Annotated in this window: 17 protein-coding genes; 6 read left to right on the plus strand and 11 right to left on the minus strand. The window is 67.9% G+C overall.

The window, feature by feature from the left end; genetic code table 11:
• Positions 1 to 277 precede the first annotated feature (277 nt).
• The 6 genes from ACNFIA_RS30725 (at position 278) to pcaC (ending at position 5,909) form a co-directional block, all read left to right on the plus strand.
• A complete protein-coding gene (locus ACNFIA_RS30725; RefSeq protein WP_416790835.1) occupies positions 278 to 1,126 on the plus strand; it encodes a CoA transferase subunit A in 849 nt (282 codons plus the stop codon).
• On the plus strand, positions 1,126 to 1,908 hold the full coding sequence (locus tag ACNFIA_RS30730; RefSeq protein ID WP_416790837.1) for a CoA-transferase subunit beta: 783 nt from the start codon (positions 1,126 to 1,128) through the stop codon (positions 1,906 to 1,908). Before ACNFIA_RS30725 ends, ACNFIA_RS30730 begins: the two co-directional genes overlap by 1 nt.
• Complete coding sequence (pcaF, locus tag ACNFIA_RS30735) at positions 1,905 to 3,110, plus strand: 3-oxoadipyl-CoA thiolase (protein WP_416790838.1); 1,206 nt, start codon at positions 1,905 to 1,907, stop codon at positions 3,108 to 3,110. Before ACNFIA_RS30730 ends, pcaF begins: the two co-directional genes overlap by 4 nt.
• 141 nt (positions 3,111 to 3,251) lie before the next feature.
• Positions 3,252 to 4,607: a 3-carboxy-cis,cis-muconate cycloisomerase gene (locus tag ACNFIA_RS30740; RefSeq protein WP_416790839.1), complete on the plus strand. Its 1,356-nt coding sequence runs from the start codon at positions 3,252 to 3,254 to the stop codon at positions 4,605 to 4,607.
• A gap of 9 nt (positions 4,608 to 4,616) precedes the next feature.
• Entirely contained in the window at positions 4,617 to 5,405 is a 789-nt protein-coding gene (pcaD, locus tag ACNFIA_RS30745; RefSeq protein ID WP_416790840.1) for a 3-oxoadipate enol-lactonase, read from the plus strand.
• A 105-nt stretch (positions 5,406 to 5,510) separates the two neighbouring features.
• Positions 5,511 to 5,909, plus strand: a complete 399-nt coding sequence (gene pcaC, locus ACNFIA_RS30750) for a 4-carboxymuconolactone decarboxylase (protein WP_045208224.1) — start codon at positions 5,511 to 5,513, stop codon at positions 5,907 to 5,909.
• Positions 5,910 to 6,685: 776 nt separating this feature from the next.
• On the opposite strand, the gene ACNFIA_RS30755 is transcribed toward pcaC, so the two are convergent.
• The 11 genes from ACNFIA_RS30755 to ACNFIA_RS30805 all read right to left on the minus strand — a co-directional run bounded on the left by ACNFIA_RS30755 (position 6,686) and on the right by ACNFIA_RS30805 (position 21,988).
• The gene (locus ACNFIA_RS30755; RefSeq protein WP_416790842.1) at positions 6,686 to 8,641 is read right to left on the minus strand and encodes an acetoacetate--CoA ligase; all 1,956 of its coding nucleotides are present in this window, start codon (positions 8,639 to 8,641) and stop codon (positions 6,686 to 6,688) included.
• Positions 8,642 to 8,742: 101 nt separating this feature from the next.
• Positions 8,743 to 9,513, minus strand: coding sequence for a 3-hydroxybutyrate dehydrogenase (locus tag ACNFIA_RS30760; RefSeq protein WP_416790843.1), 771 nt, complete (start codon positions 9,511 to 9,513; stop codon positions 8,743 to 8,745).
• A 57-nt stretch (positions 9,514 to 9,570) separates the two neighbouring features.
• Positions 9,571 to 10,962, minus strand: a complete 1,392-nt coding sequence (locus tag ACNFIA_RS30765) for a GntP family permease (protein ID WP_416790844.1) — start codon at positions 10,960 to 10,962, stop codon at positions 9,571 to 9,573.
• Positions 10,963 to 11,055: 93 nt separating this feature from the next.
• Positions 11,056 to 12,321, minus strand: a complete 1,266-nt coding sequence (locus tag ACNFIA_RS30770) for an OprD family porin (RefSeq protein ID WP_416790845.1) — start codon at positions 12,319 to 12,321, stop codon at positions 11,056 to 11,058.
• Between the two features lie 321 nt (positions 12,322 to 12,642).
• Positions 12,643 to 14,067 carry a sigma-54 interaction domain-containing protein gene (locus ACNFIA_RS30775; RefSeq protein WP_416790846.1) on the minus strand — a complete coding sequence of 475 codons (1,425 nt, stop codon included), beginning with the start codon at positions 14,065 to 14,067 and terminating at the stop codon, positions 12,643 to 12,645.
• A 628-nt stretch (positions 14,068 to 14,695) separates the two neighbouring features.
• Complete coding sequence (locus ACNFIA_RS30780) at positions 14,696 to 15,598, minus strand: hydroxymethylglutaryl-CoA lyase (RefSeq protein ID WP_416790847.1); 903 nt, start codon at positions 15,596 to 15,598, stop codon at positions 14,696 to 14,698.
• Positions 15,599 to 15,789: 191 nt separating this feature from the next.
• Positions 15,790 to 17,751 carry an acetyl/propionyl/methylcrotonyl-CoA carboxylase subunit alpha gene (locus ACNFIA_RS30785; protein WP_416790848.1) on the minus strand — a complete coding sequence of 654 codons (1,962 nt, stop codon included), beginning with the start codon at positions 17,749 to 17,751 and terminating at the stop codon, positions 15,790 to 15,792.
• A complete protein-coding gene (locus tag ACNFIA_RS30790) occupies positions 17,751 to 18,548 on the minus strand; it encodes a gamma-carboxygeranoyl-CoA hydratase (protein WP_259754302.1) in 798 nt (265 codons plus the stop codon). Before ACNFIA_RS30790 ends, ACNFIA_RS30785 begins: the two co-directional genes overlap by 1 nt.
• Before the next feature lie 92 nt (positions 18,549 to 18,640).
• Positions 18,641 to 20,248: a carboxyl transferase domain-containing protein gene (locus ACNFIA_RS30795; protein ID WP_416790849.1), complete on the minus strand. Its 1,608-nt coding sequence runs from the start codon at positions 20,246 to 20,248 to the stop codon at positions 18,641 to 18,643.
• Positions 20,249 to 20,362: 114 nt separating this feature from the next.
• Entirely contained in the window at positions 20,363 to 21,526 is a 1,164-nt protein-coding gene (locus tag ACNFIA_RS30800) for an isovaleryl-CoA dehydrogenase (RefSeq protein ID WP_416790850.1), read from the minus strand.
• A gap of 57 nt (positions 21,527 to 21,583) precedes the next feature.
• Positions 21,584 to 21,988, minus strand: coding sequence for a MerR family transcriptional regulator (locus ACNFIA_RS30805; protein ID WP_259754305.1), 405 nt, complete (start codon positions 21,986 to 21,988; stop codon positions 21,584 to 21,586).
• Between the last annotated feature and the right edge of the window lie 17 nt (positions 21,989 to 22,005).

The raw sequence follows: 22,005 nt of genomic DNA on the forward strand, positions 1-22,005 counted from the left end.
AGCGGACTCCGTCCGCGATGCTCCAGCGCCCGGGCTGTCGCAGGCATGGCCAGCTCCTACAGGTCAACGCTGTGCCCCCTGTAGGAGCGAGCCACGCTCGCGATCCGCGGATAGGGTCGGCGCCCGCCCAGGCGGCCATCTGCGCCCTGCAATCCAGCCGTTAGCCCCCTAAGAGAAGTGTTCGATATTCGCACCAATAGTCGATTATCGCATTGTTCACCCATCCCCCCGACGGTACTGTTTTCCCATCGGCACCCCCTACACAACGAGACCGACCATGGCTGAACTCCTGACTCTCCGCGAAGCGGTCGAGCGCTTCGTCAACGACGGCGACACCGTCGCGCTCGAAGGCTTCACCCACCTGATCCCGACCGCTGCCTCCCACGAGCTGATCCGCCAGGGCAAGAAAGACCTGCACCTGGTGCGCATGACCCCCGACCTGGTCTACGACCTGCTGATCGGTGCCGGCTGCGTGCGCAAGCTGACCTTCTCCTGGGGCGGCAACCCCGGCGTCGGTTCGCTGCATCGTCTGCGTGACGCAGTGGAGAAGGGCTGGCCGCGCGCGCTGGAGATCGACGAACACAGCCATGCCGACCTCGCCAACTCCTACGTCGCCGGTGCCTCCGGCCTGCCGTTCGCCGTGCTGCGCGCCTATGCCGGTTCCGACCTGCCGAAGGTCAACCCGAACATCAAGTTCATCAACTGCCCGTTCACCGGCGAGCAACTGGCCGCCGTGCCGTCGGTGCGCCCGGACGTCACCGTGATCCACGCGCAGAAGGCCGACCGCAAGGGCAACGTGCTGCTGTTGGGCATCCTCGGCGTGCAGAAGGAAGCCGCCCTGGCCGCCAAGCGCTGCATCGTCACCGTGGAAGAGATCGTCGACGACCTGGACGCGCCGATGAACGCCTGCGTGCTGCCTACCTGGGCGCTGTCCGCTGTCTGCCTGGTGCCCGGCGGTTCGCACCCGTCCTACGCCCACGGCTACTCCGAGCGCGACAACCGCTTCTACCAGGCCTGGGACCCGATCGCCCGCGACCGCGACACCTTCAACGCCTGGATCGACACCTACATCCGTGGCACCAAGGATTTTGCAGAGTTCCGTTCCAAACTCGCGGAGGCCAAGTAATGAGCGCCTACAGCACCAATGAAATGATGACCGTGGCCGCCGCCCGCCGCCTGAAGAACGGCGCCGTCTGCTTCGTCGGCATCGGCCTGCCGTCCAAGGCCGCCAACCTGGCGCGCCTGACCGCCTCCCCGGACGTGGTCCTGATCTACGAATCCGGCCCCATCGGCGCCAAGCCCAGCGTGCTGCCGCTGTCCATCGGTGACGGCGAACTGGCCGAGACCGCCGACACCGTGGTGCCCACCGGCGAGATCTTCCGCTACTGGCTGCAGGGCGGGCGTATCGACGTCGGCTTCCTCGGCGCCGCCCAGGTCGACCGCTTCGGCAACATCAACACCACCGTCATCGGCGACTACCGCTCGCCGAAAGTGCGCCTGCCCGGCGCCGGCGGCGCGCCGGAGATCGCCGGTTCCGCCAAGGAAGTGCTGATCATCCTCAAGCAGTCGCACCGCACCTTCGTCGACAAGCTGGCCTTCATCACCTCCGTCGGCTTCGGCGAGGGCGGCGACCATCGCCAGCAGCTCGGCCTGCCGGGCAAGGGCCCGGTGGCGATCATCACCGACCTGTGCATCATGGAGCCGGAAGCCGGCAGCAACGAATTCATCGTCACCTCGCTGCACCCGGGCGTGACCCGCGAGCAGGTGATCGAGAACACCGGCTGGGCGATCCGCTTTGCCGAGCAGGTGGGCGAAACCGTCGCGCCGACCGACGTGGAGCTGGAAGCCCTGCGCGCCCTCGAAGCCCGCACCGCCGCCGCCCACGGCCAGCTGGGAGGTGAGGAATGAGCCGCGAGGTCTTCATCTGCGACGCCGTGCGCACGCCCATCGGCCGCTTCGGCGGCGCGCTCTCCGGCGTGCGCGCCGACGACCTCGCCGCGGTGCCGGTGAAGGCGCTGGTCGATCGCAACCCGCAGGTCGACTGGGCCGCGCTGGACGAGGTGTACCTCGGCTGCGCCAACCAGGCCGGCGAGGACAACCGCAACGTCGCACGCATGGCGCTGCTGCTGGCCGGCCTGCCGGACAGCGTGCCGGGCGTCACCCTCAACCGTCTTTGCGCCTCGGGCCTGGACGCGGTGGGCACCGCCTTCCGCGCCATCGCCAGCGGCGAAGCCGAACTGGTCATTGCCGGCGGCGTGGAATCCATGTCCCGCGCGCCCTACGTGATGGGCAAGGCCGACAGCGCCTTCGGCCGCGGCCAGAAGATCGAGGACACCACCATCGGCTGGCGCTTCATCAACCCGCTGATGAAGGCCCAGTACGGCGTGGATGCCATGCCGCAGACTGCCGACAACGTCGCCGACGATTACCACGTCAGCCGCGCCGACCAGGATGCCTTCTCGCTGCGCAGCCAGCAGCGTGCCGGCGTCGCCCAGGCCAGCGGTTATTTCGCCGAGGAAATCGTCCCGGTGGTGATCAAGGGTCGCAAGGGCGAGACCGTCGTGGACACCGACGAACACCCGCGCCCGGACACTACCCTGGAAGCGCTGGCCAAGCTCAAGCCGGTCAACGGCGAAGGCAAGACCGTCACCGCCGGCAACGCCTCGGGCGTCAACGACGGCGCCGTGGCGCTGATCCTCGCCAGCGCCGACGCGGTGAAGAAACACGGCCTGACGCCGCGGGCGAAAGTGCTCGGCATGGCCAGCGCCGGCGTCGCCCCGCGGGTGATGGGCATCGGCCCGGTGCCGGCGGTGCGCAAGCTGCTGGAGCGCCTGAACCTGTCGGTAGACCAGTTCGACGTGATCGAGCTGAACGAAGCCTTCGCCGCCCAGGGCCTGGCGGTGACCCGTGAGCTCGGCATCGCCGATGACGACGCCCGGGTCAACCCCAACGGCGGTGCCATCGCCCTCGGCCACCCGCTGGGCGCCAGCGGCGCGCGCCTGGTGCTGACCTCGGTACACCAGTTGCAGAAGTCCGGCGGCAAGCTCGGCCTGTGCACCATGTGCGTGGGCGTAGGGCAGGGCGTGGCGCTGGTCGTCGAGCGCGTTTAGCTCTTTGCTCTTCGTAGGAGCGAGCTTGCTCGCGAACAAACCCCGCTGCGGGACCAGGTTCGCGAGCAAGCTCGCTCCTACAGAAAGCAACTCTCCGGTCATACTGTCCGACTAAGCCTGCCCGATCTCCGGAGCCACCTCGTGAGCACCAACCTTCTTCTCGATGCCTACTTCACCCAGCCCGCCATGCGCGCAATCTTCAGCGACAGCGGACGGGTGCAGGGCATGCTCGACTTCGAGGCTGCGCTGGCCCGTGCGCAGGCTCGCGTCGGTGTCATCCCGGCCAGCGCCGTGGCGCCCATCGCCGCTGCCTGCCGCGCCGAACTCTACGATTTCGAGGCGCTGGCCCAGGCCATCTGCAGTGCCGGCAACTCCGCGATCCCGCTGGTGAAGGCGCTGGGCAAGCGCATCGCCGCCGAGGACGCCGAGGCCGAGCGCTACGTGCACCTGGGCGCCACCAGCCAGGACGCCATGGACTCCGGCCTGGTCCTGCAACTGCGTGCCGCCATCGAGCTGCTGGAAGGCGACCTCGCCCAACTGGCCGACGCGCTCGCCGTGCAGGCCAAGGTCCACGCCGGCACGCCCATGGTCGGCCGCACCTGGCTGCAGCACGCGACGCCGGTCACCCTGGGCATGAAGATCGCCGGCTGGCTGGGTGCGATCACCCGCCATCGCCAGCGCCTGAACGAGCTCAAGCCGCGCCTCCTGTGCCTGCAGTTCGGTGGCGCTTCCGGCAGTCTCGCCGCGCTGGGCGAACAGGGCTTCGCCGTGGCCGAGGCGCTGGCGGATGAGCTGCACCTGCAACTGCCCGAGCAACCCTGGCACACCCAGCGCGACCGCCTGGTGGAATTTGCCAGCCTGCTCGGGCTGATCGCCGGCAGCCTCGGCAAGCTCGGCCGCGACCTCAGCCTGCTGATGCAGACCGAGGCCGGCGAAGTCTTCGAGCCCTCCGCGCCGGGCAAGGGTGGTTCTTCCACCATGCCGCACAAGCGCAACCCGGTGGGCGCCGCCGTGCTGATCGGCGCGGCCACCCGCGCGCCGGGCCTCGTCGCGACCCTGTTCGCCGCCATGCCCCAGGAGCACGAGCGCAGCCTCGGCCTCTGGCACGCCGAATGGGAAAGCCTGCCGGAGCTGTGCTGCCTCGTCTCCGGCGCTCTGCAACAGGCGCTGGGCCTGGTGCCGGGTCTGGAAGTGGACGCGCAGCGGATGCTGGCGAACCTCGACCTGACCCGTGGCCTGGTGCTCGCCGAAGCCGTGAGCATCGCCCTGGCCCAGCGCATCGGCCGCGACGCCGCGCACCAGCTGGTGGAGCATTGCTGCAAGCAGGCGGTGAAGGAGGGCGCGCACCTGCGCGCTGTGCTCGGGGCCAACGCCGAGGTCGCTGCCCAATTGAATGCCGGGGAGCTGGATCGCCTTCTCGATCCCGCCCATTACCTGGGCCAGGCGCGCCGCTGGGTCGAGCGCGCGCTGGCCGAACACGATGAATCTTTGCGCTAGGAGCCTTGCATGCCTGCCGTACGTCTCGCCGATGGCGACCTGAACTATCAACTGGAAGGCCCTGCCGGCGCGCCAGTGCTGGTGCTGTCCAACTCCCTGGGCACCGACCTGCACATGTGGGACGCGCAGGTCGCGGCCTTCGCCGAGCACTTCCGCGTACTGCGTTATGACACCCGTGGCCACGGTGGCTCGCTGGTCACCCCCGGCCCGTACAGCATCGAGCAGAACGGCCGCGACGTGCTCGCCCTGCTGGATGCGCTGGAAATTTCGCGCGCGCATTTCTGCGGCCTGTCCATGGGCGGCCTGATCGGCCAGTGGCTGGGCATCCATGCGCCCGAGCGCCTCTCGCGCCTGGTGCTGTGCAACACCGCCGCGAAGATCGGCACCCCGGAAGTCTGGAACCCGCGCATCGAAACCGTGCTCAGTGGCGGTGCCGAGGCCATGCGCAACCTGCGCGATGCGTCGATCTCGCGCTGGTTCACCGCGGACTTCGCGGAGAGCTATCCGGGCAAGGTCGAGCCCATTGTCGGCATGCTGGCGCAGACGTCGCCCGAAGGTTACGCGGCCAACTGCGCGGCCGTGCGCGATGCCGATTTCCGTGGCGAGATCGGTGCGATCAGCGCGCCGACCCTGGTGGTCTGTGGCGCCGCCGATCCGGTGACTACGACTGAAGATGGCCGCTTCCTGCAGGCGCGCATTCCTGGCGCCGAACTGGTGGAATTCCGCGCCGCGCACCTGTCCAACGTGCAGGCCGGCGATGCCTTCAGCCAACGCGTGCTGGACTTCCTGCGCGCCTGACCGCTTTTGCTCTTGTAGGAGCGAGCTTGCTCGCGAACCCCAGGCTCTGCAGCGGGGATTGTTCGCGAGCAAGCTCGCTCCTACAGACTCATATCGGAGTTAGAGATGGACGAGAAAGAACGCTACGAAGCCGGCATGCAGGTGCGCCGTGCGGTGCTGGGCGATGCCCACGTCGACCGCAGCCTGCAGAAGCGCAACGCCTTCAACGAGGAGTTCCAGGAAATGATCACCCGCCACGCCTGGGGTGACATCTGGACCCGCCCGGGCCTGCCGCGCCACACCCGCAGCCTGATCACCATCGCCATGCTGATCGGCATGAACCGCGAGGGTGAGCTGACCCTGCACCTGCGCGCCGCGCGCAACAACGGCGTGACCCGCGAGGAGATCAAGGAAGTCCTGCTGCAGAGCGCGATCTACTGCGGCATCCCGGCGGCCAACGCCACCTTCCACCTCGCCGAGGCGGTGTGGGACGAGCTGGGCACCGAGTCGCTGGGCGACGCCTGATCAGCGCCGCCCGGGCCACGCATCCGGGCGGTGGCTGATTGGCTGGTGCACGGTTTGCTCGGTAGGGGGCATATCGCGCCAGAGTTATCCGCCGCGGGATGGCCGGCGGATAACCTGTTCCAGGTTATGCGCCCTACGAGGGGTCGTGGGCATGGGCCGGCCCAGCCCATCCGAATGCGATATCCCTGTAGGAGCGGGCCATGCCCGCGATGGCGGAACAGGCCGGCCTATCGGCCGGATCGCGGAGAAGCTCCGCTCCTACGAGAGCTAGCCTGCAGGGCGCATATCGCGCCAGCGTTATTCGCCGCGGGATGGCCGGCGGATAACCTGTTCCAGGTTATGCGCCCTACGATGGGTCGTCGGCATGGGCCGGCCCAGCCCATCCGAATGTGACGTCCCTGTAGGAGCGGGCCATGCCCGCGATGGCGGAACTGGCCGGCCTATCGGCCGGATCGCGGAGAAGCTCCGCTCCTACGAGAGCTAGCCTGTAGGGCGTATAACGCGCCAGCGTTATACGCCGCTGGAGTGTTGGCGAGCCGTGGGCATGGGCCGGGCGCCCAGTTCATCCGAATGCGATGTCCCTGTAGGAGCGGGCCATGCCCGCGATGGCGGAACAGGCCGGCCTGCCGGCCGGATCGCGGAGAAGCTCCGCTCCTACGAGGTTGCGGGTAGGGTTCGCGAGCAAGCTCGTTCCTGCAGGCCTACTCCGGCACGCTCTTCGTAGGAGCGAGCTTGCTCGCGAACCAGGGCCGGCACGCCGGCGCCGTCGGTGCACCTCAGCTCTCCAGCTCCTTCCGATCCCTGAACAACTCCAGCGCCTGCGGGTTGGCCAGGGCGTCGGTGTTCTTCACCGGTCGGCCGTGCACCACGTTGCGCACTGCCAGTTCGACGATCTTGCCGCTGATGGTGCGCGGGATGTCGCTGACCGCGAGGATCTTCGCCGGCACGTGGCGCGGCGTGGTGTTGTTGCGGATGGTCTGGCGGATGCGCTCCTGCAGCGCCTCGTCCAGCGCCACGCCGTCGCGCAGGCGCACGAACAGCACCACGCGCACGTCGCCCTGCCATTCCTGGCCGATGGCGATGGATTCCAGCACCTGCTCGATCTTCTCCACCTGGCGGTAGATTTCCGCGGTGCCGATGCGCACACCGCCCGGGTTGAGCACGGCATCGGAGCGGCCGTGGATCACCAGGCCGCCGTGTTCGGTTTCCTCGGCGTAGTCGCCATGGGCCCAGACGCCGGGGAAGGTGGCGAAGTAGGCGTCGAGGAACTTCTCGTTGTTCTCGTCGTTCCAGAAGCCCACCGGGATCGACGGGAAGTGCCGCACGCAGACCAGCTCGCCTTTCTCGCCGCGCACCGGCTGGCCGTCCTCGCCCCAGACTTCCACGGCCATGCCCAGCCCCTTGCACTGCATTTCCCCGCGCCACACCGGCGCGGTGGGGTTGCCGATGGCGAAGCAGGAGACGATGTCGGTGCCGCCGGAGATGGACGACAGGCAGAGGTCGGGCTTCACGTCGCGGTAGACGTAGTCGAAGCTCTCGTGGGCAAGCGGCGAGCCGGTGGACAGGATCGTCTTCAGGCGCGCCAGGGAGTGGGTCTGGCGCGGCCGCACGTTGGCCTTCTCCAGCGCGGCGATGTACTTGGCGCTGGTGCCGAAGACGCTGATGTCCTCCGCGTCGATCAAATCCATCAGGCGCTCGGGGCCGGGGTGGAAAGGCGAGCCGTCGTAGAGCACCAGGGTGGCACCGACGGCAAGGCCCGACACCAGCCAGTTCCACATCATCCAGCCGCAGGTGGTGTAGTAGAACAGCGTGTCGTCCGGCCCCAGGTCGACGTGCAGGCCGTGTTCCTTGAGGTGTTGCAGCAGCACGCCGCCGGCGCCGTGGACGATGCACTTGGGCACGCCGGTGGTGCCGGAGGAGTAGAGGATGTACAGCGGGTGGTCGAAGGGCACCGGGGTGAACACCGGTTCGCCGCCGCTGTGGAAGAAGTCCTGCCAGAGGCTGACCCGCGCCGGGGTCTGGAAGTCGCTGCGGCGCGCGTGGCCGTTGGCATAGGGCACGATCAGCAGCTGCTCCAGGCTGGGCAGCTGGGCGAGGATTTCGTTGAGTTTGGCGGTGAGGTCCAGCACCTTGCCGGCGTAACGGTAGCCGGCGCAGGCGATCAGCACCTTGGGCTCGATCTGGCCGAAGCGGTCGATTACGCCCTGGGTGCCGAAGTCCGGCGAGCAGCTCGACCAGGTGGCGCCCAGGCTGGTGGTGGCGAGCATGCCGACCACGGTCTGCCAGGTGTTGGGCATGAACGCCGCGACGCGGTCGCCGACGCCCACTCCCGCTTCGCGCAGGGCGCGCTGCAGGCCGGCGACCTGGGCGGCCAGTTCGGCGTGGCTGATCACCTCGCGCTGTTCGTCCTCGCTGATGGCGATCAGCGCCGGCTTGCTGTCGCGGCGGCGCAGCAGGTGCTCGGCGAAGTTCAGGGTGGCGCCGGGGAACCAGCGCGCATCGGGCATTTCCGGGCCTTCCTCGAGCACCGCGGTGGGCGCTTCGTGGAACTGCACGCCAAAGGTATCGACGATGGCCAGCCAGAAGGCCTCGCGCTCGGCGATGCTCCAGGCGTGCAGGGCGGCGTAGTCGGGCAGGTCGAGCCCGTGCTGCTGCGCCACCTTGCGGCGGAAGGCGTCCATCCGGGTGGCGGCGATGCGTTCGGGGGAGGGGGTCCAGAGCAGTGGGTTCATTGACGACGACTCCAGCGAAGGATCGGTGGGCACCGCCGACAAGCGGTACCCATCATCTTGACACGAAGCTTCGCCACCCGTGCTTCGCCGGTGCGGGTAAATCACTGCGCGACCCAGCCGCCATCCATGTTCCAGGCGGCGCCGCGGACCTGGGCGGCGGCTTCTGAACACAAGAATAGCGCCAGCTCGCCGAGCTGTTCGGCGGTGACGAAATCGAGCGACGGCTGCTTCTCCGCCAGCAGGTCGTGGCGCGCCTGCTCCGGGCTGGCGCCGGCCTGCACCCGCGCATCGATCTGCTGCTGCACCAGCGGCGTCAGCACCCAGCCTGGACAGATGGCGTTGCAGGTGATGGCGCTGGTGGCGGTTTCCAGGGCGGTGGTCTTGGTCAGGCCGATCACCCCGTGCTTGGCGGCCACGTAGGCGCTCTTGCCGGCGGAGGCGACCAGGCCGTGGGTCGAGGCGATGTTGAGGATGCGCCCCCAGCCGCGCTGGCGCATGCCCGGCAATGCCAGGCGGGTGGTGTGGAATACCGAGGAGAGGTTGATGGCAATGATCGCGTTCCAGCGCTCTACGGGGAACTCCTCGAGCGCCGCGACGTGCTGGATGCCGGCGTTGTTGACCAGGATGTCGGGGCCGCCGAACTCGCGTTCGACGTAGGCGATCATCTCGGCGATCTGTTCCGGTTGCGCCATGTCCGCGCCGTGGTGGCCGATGCGCGTGCCGTGCACCGACAGCTCGCGCACCGCCGCATCGATATCGCCAAAGCCGTTGACCACCACGTTGGCGCCCGCCTGCGCGAGGCGCGCGGCGATACCCAGGCCGATGCCGCTGGTGGAGCCGGTGACCAGTGCGGTCTTGCCTTTGAGAGTCATGCAAATCTCCTCTGGAACGGGGCGGCCGCCGCGCGGCGACCGCTTGAAGACAACCGGTTATACAATCCCGGTGGCGTAGAAGGTGCTTATCACCACGAACACCGCGAGGGTCTTGATCAGGGTGATGGCGAAGATGTCCTTGTAGGCCTCGCGGTGGGTGAGGCCGGTGACCGCCAGCAGGGTGATCACCGCGCCGTTGTGCGGCAGGGTGTCCATGCCGCCGGAGGCCATTGCCGCGACCCGGTGCAGCACCTCCAGCGGGATGTTGGCGGCATGGGCGGCGGCGATGAACTGCTCGGACATGGCCGCCAGGGCGATGCTCATGCCGCCCGACGCCGAACCGGTGATGCCGGCCAGGGTGGTGACGGTGATGGCCTCGTTGACCAGCGGATCGGGGATCTTCTTCAGCGCGTCGGCCAATACCAGGAAGCCGGGCAGGGAGGCGATCACCGCGCCGAAACCGTATTCCGAGGCGGTGTTCATGGCTGCCAGCAGCGCGCCGGCCACGGCGGTCTTGCTGCCCTCGGCGATCTTGCTGCGGATCACCGCGAAGCTGGTCACCAGCACCAGCAGGATGCCCAGCAGCAGCGCCGCCTGCACCGCCCAGATGCCGGTCAGCTTGGCCACGTCGCTGGCCACCGGCGCGGCCATGCCGGCCAGTTGCAGGCTATGGGTCTTGCCGTAGACCTGGGGAATCCAGTGGGTGAACAGCAGGTTGGCGACGCCCACCAGTACCAGCGGCGAGAGCGCCAGCAGCGGGTGGGGCAGGCGGATGTCGTCGGCGGTTTCCGGCTCGTTGCGCAGCTCGGTCCCGTAGCCTTCGCCGGCGGCGCGTGCCTTGCCGGCCTGGCGGCGCAGGAACAGCATGCCCACGGCGAAGACGAACAGGCTGCCGATCAGCCCCAGCCAGGGCGCGGCCCAGCCGGTGGTGTTGAAGAAGGCCGTGGGGATGATGTTCTGGATCTGCGGGGTGCCGGGCAGGGCGTCCATGGTGAAGCTGAACGCGCCCAGGGCGATGGTCGCCGGGATCAGCCGCTTGGGAATGTTGCTCTGGCGGAACATCTCGGCGGCGAAGGGGTAGACCGCGAACACCACGACGAACAGCGACACGCCGCCGTAGGTGAGCAGGGCACAGACCAGCACGATCACCAGCATCGCCTGCCTGGTGCCGAGCAGGCGAATGGCCGCGGCGACGATGGAGCGCGAGAAGCCCGACAGCTCGATCAGCTTGCCGAACACCGCGCCGAGCAGGAACACCGGGAAGTAGAGTTTGACGAAGCCGACCATCTTCTCCATGAACACCCCGGTGAAGGCCGGGGCGACGGCGGATGGGTCGGTCAGCAGCACCGCCAGCAGCGCGGCGATGGGGGCGAAGAGGATCACGCTGTAGCCGCGGTAGGCGGCGAGCATCAGCAGGGCGAGGGCCGCAAGGGCGATGACCACGCTCATCGAAGTATCTCCAGGTTCAGCGCGGCCAGGGCCGCGCGTCGTTCTTGTTGTAATGGGCCTGCTTTACGATTGAGAGTTCAGGCGATCAGGCGTTTACCACAGTGGCAGCACGTAGCTGAGGATCAGGCGGTTCTCGTCCAGGTCGTTGCCGAAGTGGCTGGAGCGCACCGTCGCGTTGCGCCACTTCACGCCGAGGTTCTTCAGCGGGCCGCTTTGCACCACATAGCCGATATCGGTGTCGCGCTCCCACTCCTTGCCTTCGGGCTTGCCTGCGCCCAGCTCGATGTTGTCGCCGGACAGGTAGCGCGTCATGAAGGTCAGGCCGGGTACGCCCAGGGCGGCGAAATCGTAGTCGTAGCGGGCCTGCCAGGATTTCTCGTCGCGGTTGGCGAAGTCGCCGATTTGCACGAAGTTGACCAGGAAGGCGTCGGTGCCGCCGATGTAGGCGAAGCCGGTGTCGCCGCTCATGGACTGGTAGCCGGCGCCGAAGCCGTGGCCGCCCAGGGTATAGGTGAGCATGGCGCCGAAGGCGCGGTTGTCGACGTTGCTGTGGCCGTCGTCGTCGGAGCGCGCGTAGCGCAGGTCGGTCTTCAGCGACTGGCCCGCGGCAATCGGCAGCACGTGTACCAGGTTGACGACGTGCTGGTCATAGAGCCCATCGAGCTTGGCGTAGCTGTAGCCGGTGGTCAGTTGCGGCGTCCACTTGTAGCTCAGGCCGGCGAAGTCGAACTGGTCGCTGGTATCGGTGGCGACGATGCCGCGCGCGCTGCCGCTGGTGACGGTCATGTCCTCGCGGTTGGAGGAGTCGCGCTGGCTCACCTGGCGCAGGCGGCCGCCGTCGAAGGTCAGGCCGGCGAACTCGGCGGAATTCAGGTGCGCGCCTTCGAAGGTCTGTGGCAGCAGGCGTGAATCGTTGGCCAGCACGGTGGGCAGCTTGGGCAGCAGGGTCCCGACTTTCAGTACGCTTTTCGAAGCGCGCAGCTTGGCGGTCAGGCCCAGCTCGCTGTAGTCGTCCGCCGCGCCGTTGACCTTGTGTTTGTCGCGCGGTAGAAGGCCGGAGCCGGCGCGGTCGGGGCTGGAACCCAGCTTCACGCCCAGCAGGCCGAGGGCGTCCACGCCCACGCCGATGGTGCCCTCGGTGTAGCCGGATTCGTAGCGCAGCAGGAAACCCTGCGCCCACTCTTCCTGTTTGGACTGCGTGGCATTGTCCTGGCGGAAATCGCGGTTGAAGTAGAAGTTGCGCAGCTCGACGCTGGCCTTGCTGTCGGCAAGGAATTCGGCGAAGGCCTGGGGCGAGAGGGCGAGGGTGGAACCGAGGGCGGTCAGAACGGCAGCGTGATTGAGCGTGGAACGGCTCATCGGGTGATCTCCTGGCGCGGCGCCGAGTGCGAAGCGGGACTCGCCGTGGGGTCCGCTGGGGTCTGTTCGCGTTCGGGCAGCGTTGATTGTTGTTATGTCGGCTGTGCGGCGCGAAGGCCGCGAGAGACGACATAGCCAGGACCGTGCCAGGATTGTAACTATTTGATTTTAAAGTCTTATTTTGAGAATTCGCATGGCGCGCAGCAGGGGTTTGTCTCGGAATGGAGACGAATGTGATCGTGAATCAGGCGGGCTTGCCGTAAAGCTTGATACAGAGGAGTTGTCTCCAAATTGAGACATGTCTCGTTTTAGGGACTCATGTCAGGCCTGCAGGCCCAGCGCCGCCATCTTTTTGTACAGCGTCGAGCGGCCCAGCCCCAGGCGGCGCGCGGCGGCGTCGACATTGCCGGCGTGTTCGGCCAGGGTATTGGCGATCAGCTCGCGCTCGAAGGCCTCGCGCGCGGCGTAGAAATCCTGTCCTTCGGCCAGCCTGGCTGACGGCGCTGTCGTGGCGGCCGGCAGCGGTTGCAGCTCGCCCAGCGCCGCGCGCAGGGCGGCGGCGTCGATCTGCGGGCGGTCGCCCAGCAGCACGGTGCGCTCGAGCAGGTTGCGCAACTCGCGCACGTTGCCCGGCCAGGCATGCCGGGCGAGCAGCGCGAGGCCGCCGGCATCCAGCTCGAAGAGCGCCTGGCGGTCGTCGCGCAGGTCATCGAGGATGGCTTCGCACAGCGCCGGCAGGTCGTCCAGGCGTTCGCGCAGCGGTGGAATCTCGATGGGCAGGACGTTGATGCGGTAGAACAGGTCGGCGCGGAAGCGCCCCTCGCGCACGGCGGCGTCGAGGTCGATGGAGGTGGCGGCGATCAGGCGGATGTCGCTGCGCAGCACCTCGTTGGAGCCGACCGGCTCGAATTCCTTTTCCTGCAGTACGCGCAGCAGCTTGCTCTGCAGGGCCAGCGGCATGTCGCCGATCTCGTCGAGGAACAGCGTGCCACCCTGGGCGATCTGCAGCTTGCCGGCGCGGCCCTTGCGGTCGGCGCCGGTGAAGGCGCCCGGCGCGGTGCCGAAGAATTCGGCTTCCAGCAGGGTCTCGGGAATGGCGGCGGCGTTGATGCTGACGAAGGGTTTGTCCGCGCGGGGGGAGGAGGCGTGGATGGCATGGGCGAGCAGTTCCTTGCCGGTGCCGGTTTCGCCCAGCAGCAGGATCGGCGCCTCGCTGGCGGCGCCGCGGCGCGCGCGGCGCTTCACCTCCAGGCTGGCCGGGCTGGTGCCGATGAAGTGCGCGAAGCTGTACTTGGCCTGGCGCGCCTGCAGCAGCGAGCGGGTCGAGGCCAGCTCGGCCTGCATGCGCTGGTAGCGGGTGAGCAGCGGCGAGAGCGCGCGCAACTCGTCGAACAGGGCGAAGCCGATGCCGCCGATGACAACGCCTGCGTCGTCGCGGATCGGCACGCGCATCACTACCAACGGGTCCTTGGCCATGTCGAGGATGTCCAGCAGCATCGGCCGGCCGCTGCTGACCACCTCGCGCATGAGGCTGCCGGGAATCACCTGTTCCACCGGCCGGCCGATGGCCTGCTCGGCGCTGTCCAGGCCGAAGCGCTGGGCGTAGCGCTGGTTGATCCAGACGATGCGCGCCTCGCGGTCGACGATCACCGTGCCCTCGCTGAACTGCTCGAAGATCTCGAACAACGAGCGGATCGCCAGTTGGCGGACGCTGGGGTAGTCCTTGAGGCTGTGGGTGTCGGTCATGGGGCGGGCCGTGCGCAAGGGGCAGAGGGCGCACTGTACCGGGATGCGGAGGCTCTTTGTAGAACCGAGGGGGACGCCTGGTCCTTCCTCGCGAACAAACCCGGGGGCTCCCTGGAGGAGCGGGCCATGCCCGCGATCACGGGCATTGGCCCGTTCCTACAGGTGGGTGTCGGGAATCGTAGGAGCGGACTCCGTCCGCGATGGCCCCCAGCGCATGCGGATCTATCGCGGACAGAGTCCGCTCCTACGCAAGGGAATACTTTTCGCGGCGGCGGTTCCGCTTTATGCGCCCTACGGTCGGTGTCGAGTGTCGTGGCTCCCTGTAGGAACGGGCCATGCCCGCGATCACGGGCATGGCCCGTTCCTACAGGAGGATGTCGGGAATCGTGGGAACGCTTTTCGCGGCGGCGGATAATGCGTTCCGCTTTATGCGCCCTACGGTCTGCCTCTTGTGAAAATCCGAGCTTGTGCTTTCCCTCACCCTAACCCTCTCCCAAGGGGAGAGGGGACCGTTCGGTTCAGGATGAAGCTATCGCGTCAGCTGGCACAATCAGCCCCCTCTCCCTGTGGGAGAGGGTTGGGGTGAGGGCTGCCGAGCGCACGTGTATCGGTCAGGTACAGGCGTGGCTCAGCGCTTGGACAGTTGCGCCTTGGCCACGCGCGAACCATTGGGCTTGTCGAGCACGGTGCAGATGCGTTGGCCGGCGTCGATCAGCAGGTCCAGGTCGATGCCGGTGTGGATGCCCAGGCCGTTGAGCAGGTAGAGCACGTCTTCGGTGGCGACGTTGCCGGTGGCGCCCTTGGCGTAGGGGCAGCCGCCGAGGCCCGCGACCGAGCTGTCGAATACGGCGATGCCTTCCAGCAGGCTGGCATAGATGTTCGCCGTGGCCTGGCCGTAGGTGTCGTGGAAGTGCCCGGCCAGTTGCGCGCGCGGCACGCGTTGGCCGACGACTTCGAACATGCGGCGGGTGGCGCCGGCGGTGCCCACGCCGATGGTGTCGCCCAGGGAGACTTCGTAGCAGCCCATGGCGTGCAGCTCCGCGGCGACGGCGGCGACCTGTTCCGCGTCCACCTCGCCCTGGTAGGGGCAGCCGAGCACGCAGGAGACGTAGCCGCGCACGCGCACGCCATGCTGGCGCGCCGCTTCCATGATCGGCACGAAGCGCTCCAGGCTCTCCTTGATCGAGCAGTTGATGTTCTTCTGCGAGAAGGCCTCGGAGGCGGCGGCGAACACCGCGACTTCCTTGACCCGCGATTCCAGCGCGGCCTCGAAGCCCTTCAGGTTCGGCGCCAAGGCGGCATAGGTGACGCCGGCCTTCTGCTGGATGCCGGCGAAGACCTCGGCCGAGCCGGCCATCTGCGGCACCCACTTGGGCGAGACGAAGCTGCCGACTTCGATGTAGGAGAGGCCGGCGGCGGTCAGGTCGTCCACCAGGCGCACCTTGTCGGCCACGGCGATGGGTTGTTTCTCGTTCTGCAGGCCGTCGCGCGGGCCGACTTCGACGAGGCGGACGGATTGGGGCAGGGTCATGGAGTGTCCTCGTTGGGTTCTCGCGAAGGGCGGCTTTGGCTCTTCGTAGGAGCGAGCTTGCTCGCGAACCGCATCACTCCGGTGGCTCTGGGTGCAATGCGTTCGCGAGCAAGCTCGCTCCTACAAAAAAGCGGCATCGGTATCAGGCGGAAGTCATGTTGGGCGCGTTATGCGCCCTACAAGAGCCGGCTTCAGGCCGGCGCCTCCTCCAGCTCCACCAGCGCCGTACCTTCCGACACCAGTTCGCCTTCGCTGCAATACAGCGATTTCACCACGCCGGCGTGCGGCGCGCGAATGCTGTGTTCCATTTTCATGGCTTCGAGCACCACCAGCGCGGCGCCGGCTTCGACGCTCTGGCCGGGCTCGACCAGGATGCGCACGATGCTGCCGTTCATCGGTGCGCCCAGTCCGCCCTGGTGCGAATGCGCGGCCTCGGCCTCGGCGATGGGGTCGAAGCGCTGCACGCTGACCAGCTCGCCGTTCCATTCCAGGTAGAGGCTGTCGCCCCGGCGGATCACCTGGTGACGGCGGCGGATCTCACCGTCGTTCACATCCAGCCACTGACCGTCGAGCTGCGCAATGCGCTGGCCATCGGCATGGCGCAGGCGCACCACCTGGGACTCGCCCTTGGCCAGCAGGTGCAGGTCGGTTTCTCCCGGCAGGCCGCTGCGCCAGCCGCTCTGGGCGGACCACGGCGAGTGGGCATCGTCGCCGCGCACGCGGGCGGCTTCGCTCTGCACCCAGGCTTCGGCGGCGAGCTGCCAGAAGCGCTCGGGCAGGGCGGTGGCGGCGGGCAGCAGGGCGTCCTGGTAGCGGCCGATGAAGCCGGTATCCAGCTCGCCCTCGGCGAAGGCCGGGTGGGCCAGCACGCGGCGCAGGAAAGCCAGGTTGGTCTTGAAGCCGCCGACGGCGGTTTCAGCCAGCATCGACAGCAGGCGCTGGCGCGCTTCCTCGCGGTTCTCGCCCCAGGCGATCAGCTTGGCCAGCATCGGGTCGTAGAACGGCGAGATGTCGTCGCCCTCGCGGATGCCGCTGTCCACCCGGCGGCCGGGGCCGGCGGCGGGTTCGCGGTACAGCGCGAGGTGGCCGCTGGCCGGGAGGAAGCCGCCTTCCGGGTCTTCGGCGTAGAGGCGCACTTCGATGGCGTGGCCGATCAGCGGCACCTGTTCCTGGGTGATCGGCAGCGGCTCGCCACGGGCGACGCGGATCTGCCAGGCCACCAGGTCGAGGCCGGTGATGGCTTCGGTGACCGGGTGCTCCACCTGCAGGCGGGTGTTCATTTCCATGAAGAAGAACTGGCCGCTGCCTTCGTCGTAGAGGAACTCCACGGTGCCGGCGCCGACGTAGCCGATGGCCTGGGCGGCGCGCACGGCGGATTCACCCATGGCGGCGCGCAGTTCGGCGGAGAGCCCCGGCGCCGGCGCTTCTTCCACCACCTTCTGGTGGCGGCGCTGGATCGAGCAGTCGCGCTCGTTGAGGTACAGGCAATGGCCATGCTGGTCGGCGAATACCTGGATTTCCACGTGGCGCGGCTTGGTCAGGTACTTCTCCACCAGCATGCGCGAATCGCCGAAACCGGACTGCGCTTCACGCTGGGCGGATGCCAGCGCCTCGGCCAGTTCGGCCTCGCGCTCGACCACCTTCATGCCCTTGCCGCCACCGCCGGCGGCGGCTTTGAGCAGCACCGGGTAGCCGATGCGCTGCGCCTCGCGCTGGAAGGTCGCGTAGTCCTGCGCCTCATCGTGGTAGCCGGGCACCAGCGGCACGCCGGCGGTTTCCATCAGCGCCTTGGCGGCGGACTTGCTGCCCATGGCATCGATGGCGCTGGCCGGTGGGCCGAGGAAGATCAAACCGGCCTCTTCGCAGGCGCGGGCGAAACCGGCGTTCTCCGAGAGGAAGCCGTAGCCGGGGTGGATGGCCTGGGCGCCGGCGGCTTTCGCGGCGGCCAGCACGGCGTCGGCGCGCAGGTAGCTCTCGGCGGGCTTGGCCCCGCCCAGGTCGATGGCGATGTCCGCCTCCTCGACGTGGCGCGCGTTACGGTCGGTGGCGCTGTGCACGGCCACGGTGGTCAGGCCCAGGGCCTTGGCGGTGCGCATCACGCGGCAGGCGATCTCGCCGCGGTTGGCCACCAGCAGGGTATCGATCTTCTTCATCAGACTTGCTCCTGCCAGGCCGGTTTGCGTTTGTCGAGGAAGGCGCGCAGGCCTTCCTGTCCCTCGGTGCTGATGCGGATGCGGGCGATGGCCGCTTCGGTGTAGCGGCGCAGTTCAGGCTTGAGCTCGCCCGCGCCGATTTCGTGGAACAGCGCCTTGCAGGCCACCAGCGCTGCCGGGCTGTTGCTCAGCAGGTTGGCGATCCAGGCGTCGGCTTCGTCCTCCAGTTCGGCGGCCGGGTAGTGCTCGTCCACCAGGCCCAGCTCACGGGCGCGCACGCCGCTGAAGCGCTCGGCCGTCATGGCGTAGCGGGTGGCGGCGCGCTGGCCGATGGCCTTGGTGACGAACGGGCCGATGGTCGCCGGGATCAGGCCGATGCGCACCTCGGACAGGCAGAACTGTGCGTCCTCGGCGGCCAGGGCCATGTCGCAGCAGGCCACCAGCCCGACGCCGCCGCCGAAGGCCGCGCCCTGGACGACGGCGAGCGTCGGCTTCTTCAGGTGGTGCAGGTTGTAGAGCAGTTCGGCGAGCTGCTGGGCGTCGTTCAGGTTGCCCTGGTAGTCCAGCTGCACGGACTCCTGCATCCAGGAAAGGTCCGCGCCGCCGCAGAAGTGCTTGCCGCGCCCGCGCAGCACCAGCAGGCGCACGCGCTCCTCGCCGGCGACGATGTCGAGTGCCTGGATCAGTTCGGCGATGGTCTGGGCGTTGAAGGCGTTGTTCTTTTCCGGGCGGTTCAGCCAGAGGTTGGCGACGCCGCGCGGGTCGATGTCGAGTTGGATGTTCTGGAAGTCGGTCATATAGCTACCTTCGGTCGCTAGCGGCAAGCCACAAGCCCGAAGCTGCAAGCGGCGCTCTTTGCGGCTTGAAGCTTGCGGCTTGTGGCTTCGAGTCACATACGGAAGACGCCGAAGCGGGTGGCTTCGACAGGCGCGTTGAGCGAGGCGGAAATGGCCAGGCCAAGTACGTCGCGGGTCTGGGCCGGGTCGATGACGCCGTCGTCCCACAGCCGCGCGCTGGAATAGTAGGGGTGGCCCTGGCGCTCGTACTGTTCGAGGATCGGCGCCTTGATCTTCGCCTCGTCCTCGGCCGACAGCGCATTACCGGCGCGTTCGGCCTGCTCGCGCTTGACCTGGGCGAGCACGCCGGCGGCCTGCTCGCCGCCCATCACGCCGATCCGCGCGTTGGGCCACATCCACAGGAAGCGCGGATCGTAGGCGCGGCCGCACATGCCGTAGTTACCGGCGCCGAAGCTGCCGCCGATGATCACGGTGAACTTCGGCACCTGGGCGCAGGCCACGGCGGTGACCAGCTTGGCGCCGTGCTTGGCGATGCCGCCGGCCTCGTACTTCTGGCCGACCATGAAGCCGGTGATGTTCTGCAGGAACACCAGCGGGATGCCGCGCTGGCAGGCCAGTTCGATGAAGTGCGCGCCTTTCTGCGCGGCCTCGGCGAAGAGGATGCCGTTGTTGGCCAGGATCGCCACCGGGTAGCCGTGCAGGTGGGCGAAGCCGCACACCAGGGTGGTGCCGAACAGCGCCTTGAACTCGTCGAACTCGCTGCCATCCACCAGGCGGGCGATGATCTCGCGCACGTCGAAGGGCTGCTTGCTGTCCACCGGGATCACCCCGTACAGCTCTTCGCTGGCGTACAGCGGGGCGCGCGGGGCGCGGGTGTTGAGCTGGCCCTGCTTGGTCCAGTTGAGGTTGGCGATGCAGCGGCGGGCGATGGCCAGCGCGTGCTCGTCGTCCTCGGCGTAGTGGTCGGCCACCCCGGAGGTCTTGCAGTGCACGTCGGCGCCGCCCAGGTCCTCGGCGCTCACCACCTCGCCGGTGGCGGCCTTCACCAGCGGCGGGCCGGCGAGGAAGATGGTGGCCTGGTTGCGCACCATGATGGTCTCGTCGCTCATCGCCGGCACGTAGGCGCCGCCGGCCGTGCAGGAGCCCATCACCACGGCGATCTGCGGGATGCCCTGGGCGCTCATGTTGGCCTGGTTGAAGAAGATCCGGCCGAAGTGCTCGCGGTCGGGGAACACCTCGTCCTGGCGCGGCAGGTTGGCGCCGCCGGAATCCACCAGGTAGATGCACGGCAGGCGGTTCTGCTGGGCGATGGTCTGGGCGCGCAGGTGCTTCTTCACGGTCAGCGGGTAATAGCTGCCGCCCTTCACCGTGGCGTCGTTGCCGACGATCATGCATTCCACGCCTTCCACGCGGCCGATGCCGGCGACCACGCCGGCGGCGGCGACGTCTTCGCCGTACACCTCGTGGGCGGCGAGCGCGGAGACTTCGAGGAAGGGCGAGCCGGCGTCGAGCAGGCGGTTGATGCGCTCGCGCACCAGCAGCTTGCCGCGGGCGGTGTGCTTGGCCTGGGCGGCGGCGCCGCCGCCTTCGTGGACGCGGCCGAGCAGGGCGCGCAGGTCCTGGACGTTCTCCAGCATGGTCGCGGCGTTGGCGGCGTATTCCGGGGAACGGGTGTTGAGTTGGGTGCCGAGGATGGTCATGGGGTCTCCACGAGCGAGTGTCTTTTGTAGGAGCGAGCTTGCTCGCGAACAACCTCCGCAGCGGGGGCTGGTTCGCGAGCAAGCTCGCTCCTACAGAGGCGGAAGCGGGTGGGTTCAGCGGGTCTCGTTGAACAGCTCGCGGCCGATCAGCATGCGGCGGATTTCGCTGGTGCCGGCGCCGATCTCGTAGAGCTTGGCGTCGCGCAGCAGGCGGCCGGTGGGGAACTCGTTGATGTAGCCGTTGCCGCCGAGGATCTGGATGGCGTCCAGGGCCATCTGGGTGGCGCGCTCGGCGGTGTAGAGGATGACCCCGGCGGCGTCCTTGCGGGTGGTCTCGCCACGGTCGCAGGCCTGGGCCACGGCGTACAGGTAGGCGCGGCTGGCGTTGAGCTGGGTGTACATGTCGGCGACCTTGCCCTGGATCAGCTGGAACTCGCCGATGCTCTGGCCGAACTGCTTGCGGTCGTGGATGTAGGGGACGATCACGTCCATGCAGGCCTGCATGATGCCGATCGGGCCGCCGGCGAGCACCACGCGCTCGTAGTCCAGGCCGCTCATCAGCACCTTCACGCCGCCGTTGACCGCGCCCAGCACGTTCTCTTCCGGCACTTCCACGTCATCGAAGAACAGCTCGCAGGTGTTGGAGCCGCGCATGCCCAGCTTGTCGAACTTGCTGCCGCGGCTGAAGCCCTTCCAGTCGCGCTCGACGATGAATGCGGTGATGCCGTGGGCGCCTTTCTCCGGCTCGGTCTTGGCGTAGATCACGTAGGTGTTGGCGTCCGGGCCGTTGGTGATCCAGGTCTTGCTGCCGTTGAGGACGAAGCGGTCGCCGCGCTTCTCGGCGCGCAGCTTCATCGACACCACGTCGGAGCCGGCGTTGGGTTCGCTCATGGCCAGGGCGCCGATGTGCTCGCCGCTGATCAGCTTGGGCAGGTACTTGGCCTTCTGCTCGGCGTTGCCGTTGCGCTTGATTTGGTTGACGCACAGGTTGGAGTGCGCGCCGTAGGACAGGCCGACCGAGGCCGAGCCCCGGCTGATCTCCTCGATGGCGATGACGTGGGCCAGGTAGCCCATGTTGGCGCCGCCGTATTCCTCGCTGACGGTGATGCCGAGCAGGCCCATGTCGCCGAACTTCTTCCACATGTCCATGGGGAACAGGTTGTCGGCGTCGATCTGCGCAGCGCGCGGGGCGAGTTCGCTGGCGACGAAGCCCTGCACCTGCTCGCGCAGCATGTCGATGGTTTCGCCGAGGCCGAAGTTGAGGGAGGGGTAGCTCATGGAATCACCTGTACTTGTATTTGTATTCGGATGAGAGAGCGGGGCAGGGCGGCGAGATCAGCTCGGCACGCGCTGCTTGCGGGGTTTGTCGGTCTCGGCCATGGCCGCCAGGCAGCGCTCCTCGGCCGTGTCCAGTTCCAGTTTCATCTGCTCGATGTCGAGCAGTTGCTGTTCCAGCTGCGCGCGGCGCGCGGTGATCTTGTCGAGGAAGGTCTGCAGCTGCCGGGTGTTGCCGCTGCTGGGGTCGTAGAGGTCGATCAGCTCCTTGCACTCGGCCAGCGAGAAGCCGATGCGCTTGCCGCGCAGGATCAGCTTCAGGGCCACCAGGTCCTTGGGGCTGTAGATGCGCTCCTGGCCGCGGCGCTCGGGGCTGAGCATGCCCTGTTCCTCGTAGAAGCGGATGGCGCGGGTGGTGATGTCCAGTTCGCGGGCCAGCTCGGAGATGGTGTAGGTCGTGGGCATGGGAATCTTCTTGCTCG

This window comes from Pseudomonas sp. NY15437, assembly GCF_048068435.1.
Taxonomy (GTDB): Bacteria; Pseudomonadota; Gammaproteobacteria; order Pseudomonadales; family Pseudomonadaceae; genus Pseudomonas; species Pseudomonas nitroreducens_B.

Excerpts from the sequence above, each read along its gene's own strand:
- pcaC (WP_045208224.1), top strand. The coding sequence starts at position 5,511 with ATGGACGAGAAAGAACGCTACGAAGCCGGCATGCAGGTGCGCCGTGCG.
- ACNFIA_RS30730 (WP_416790837.1), top strand. The coding sequence starts at position 1,126 with ATGAGCGCCTACAGCACCAATGAAATGATGACCGTGGCCGCCGCCCGC.
- ACNFIA_RS30790 (WP_259754302.1), bottom strand. The coding sequence starts at position 18,548 with ATGACCGACTTCCAGAACATCCAACTCGACATCGACCCGCGCGGCGTC.
- ACNFIA_RS30765 (WP_416790844.1), bottom strand. The coding sequence starts at position 10,962 with ATGAGCGTGGTCATCGCCCTTGCGGCCCTCGCCCTGCTGATGCTCGCC.
- ACNFIA_RS30785 (WP_416790848.1), bottom strand. The coding sequence starts at position 17,751 with ATGAAGAAGATCGATACCCTGCTGGTGGCCAACCGCGGCGAGATCGCC.
- ACNFIA_RS30805 (WP_259754305.1), bottom strand. The coding sequence starts at position 21,988 with ATGCCCACGACCTACACCATCTCCGAGCTGGCCCGCGAACTGGACATC.
- ACNFIA_RS30725 (WP_416790835.1), top strand. The coding sequence starts at position 278 with ATGGCTGAACTCCTGACTCTCCGCGAAGCGGTCGAGCGCTTCGTCAAC.
- ACNFIA_RS30800 (WP_416790850.1), bottom strand. The coding sequence starts at position 21,526 with ATGAGCTACCCCTCCCTCAACTTCGGCCTCGGCGAAACCATCGACATG.
- pcaD (WP_416790840.1), top strand. The coding sequence starts at position 4,617 with ATGCCTGCCGTACGTCTCGCCGATGGCGACCTGAACTATCAACTGGAA.
- ACNFIA_RS30795 (WP_416790849.1), bottom strand. The coding sequence starts at position 20,248 with ATGACCATCCTCGGCACCCAACTCAACACCCGTTCCCCGGAATACGCC.
- ACNFIA_RS30780 (WP_416790847.1), bottom strand. The coding sequence starts at position 15,598 with ATGACCCTGCCCCAATCCGTCCGCCTCGTCGAAGTCGGCCCGCGCGAC.
- ACNFIA_RS30770 (WP_416790845.1), bottom strand. The coding sequence starts at position 12,321 with ATGAGCCGTTCCACGCTCAATCACGCTGCCGTTCTGACCGCCCTCGGT.
- pcaF (WP_416790838.1), top strand. The coding sequence starts at position 1,905 with ATGAGCCGCGAGGTCTTCATCTGCGACGCCGTGCGCACGCCCATCGGC.
- ACNFIA_RS30760 (WP_416790843.1), bottom strand. The coding sequence starts at position 9,513 with ATGACTCTCAAAGGCAAGACCGCACTGGTCACCGGCTCCACCAGCGGC.
- ACNFIA_RS30775 (WP_416790846.1), bottom strand. The coding sequence starts at position 14,067 with ATGACCGACACCCACAGCCTCAAGGACTACCCCAGCGTCCGCCAACTG.
- ACNFIA_RS30755 (WP_416790842.1), bottom strand. The coding sequence starts at position 8,641 with ATGAACCCACTGCTCTGGACCCCCTCCCCCGAACGCATCGCCGCCACC.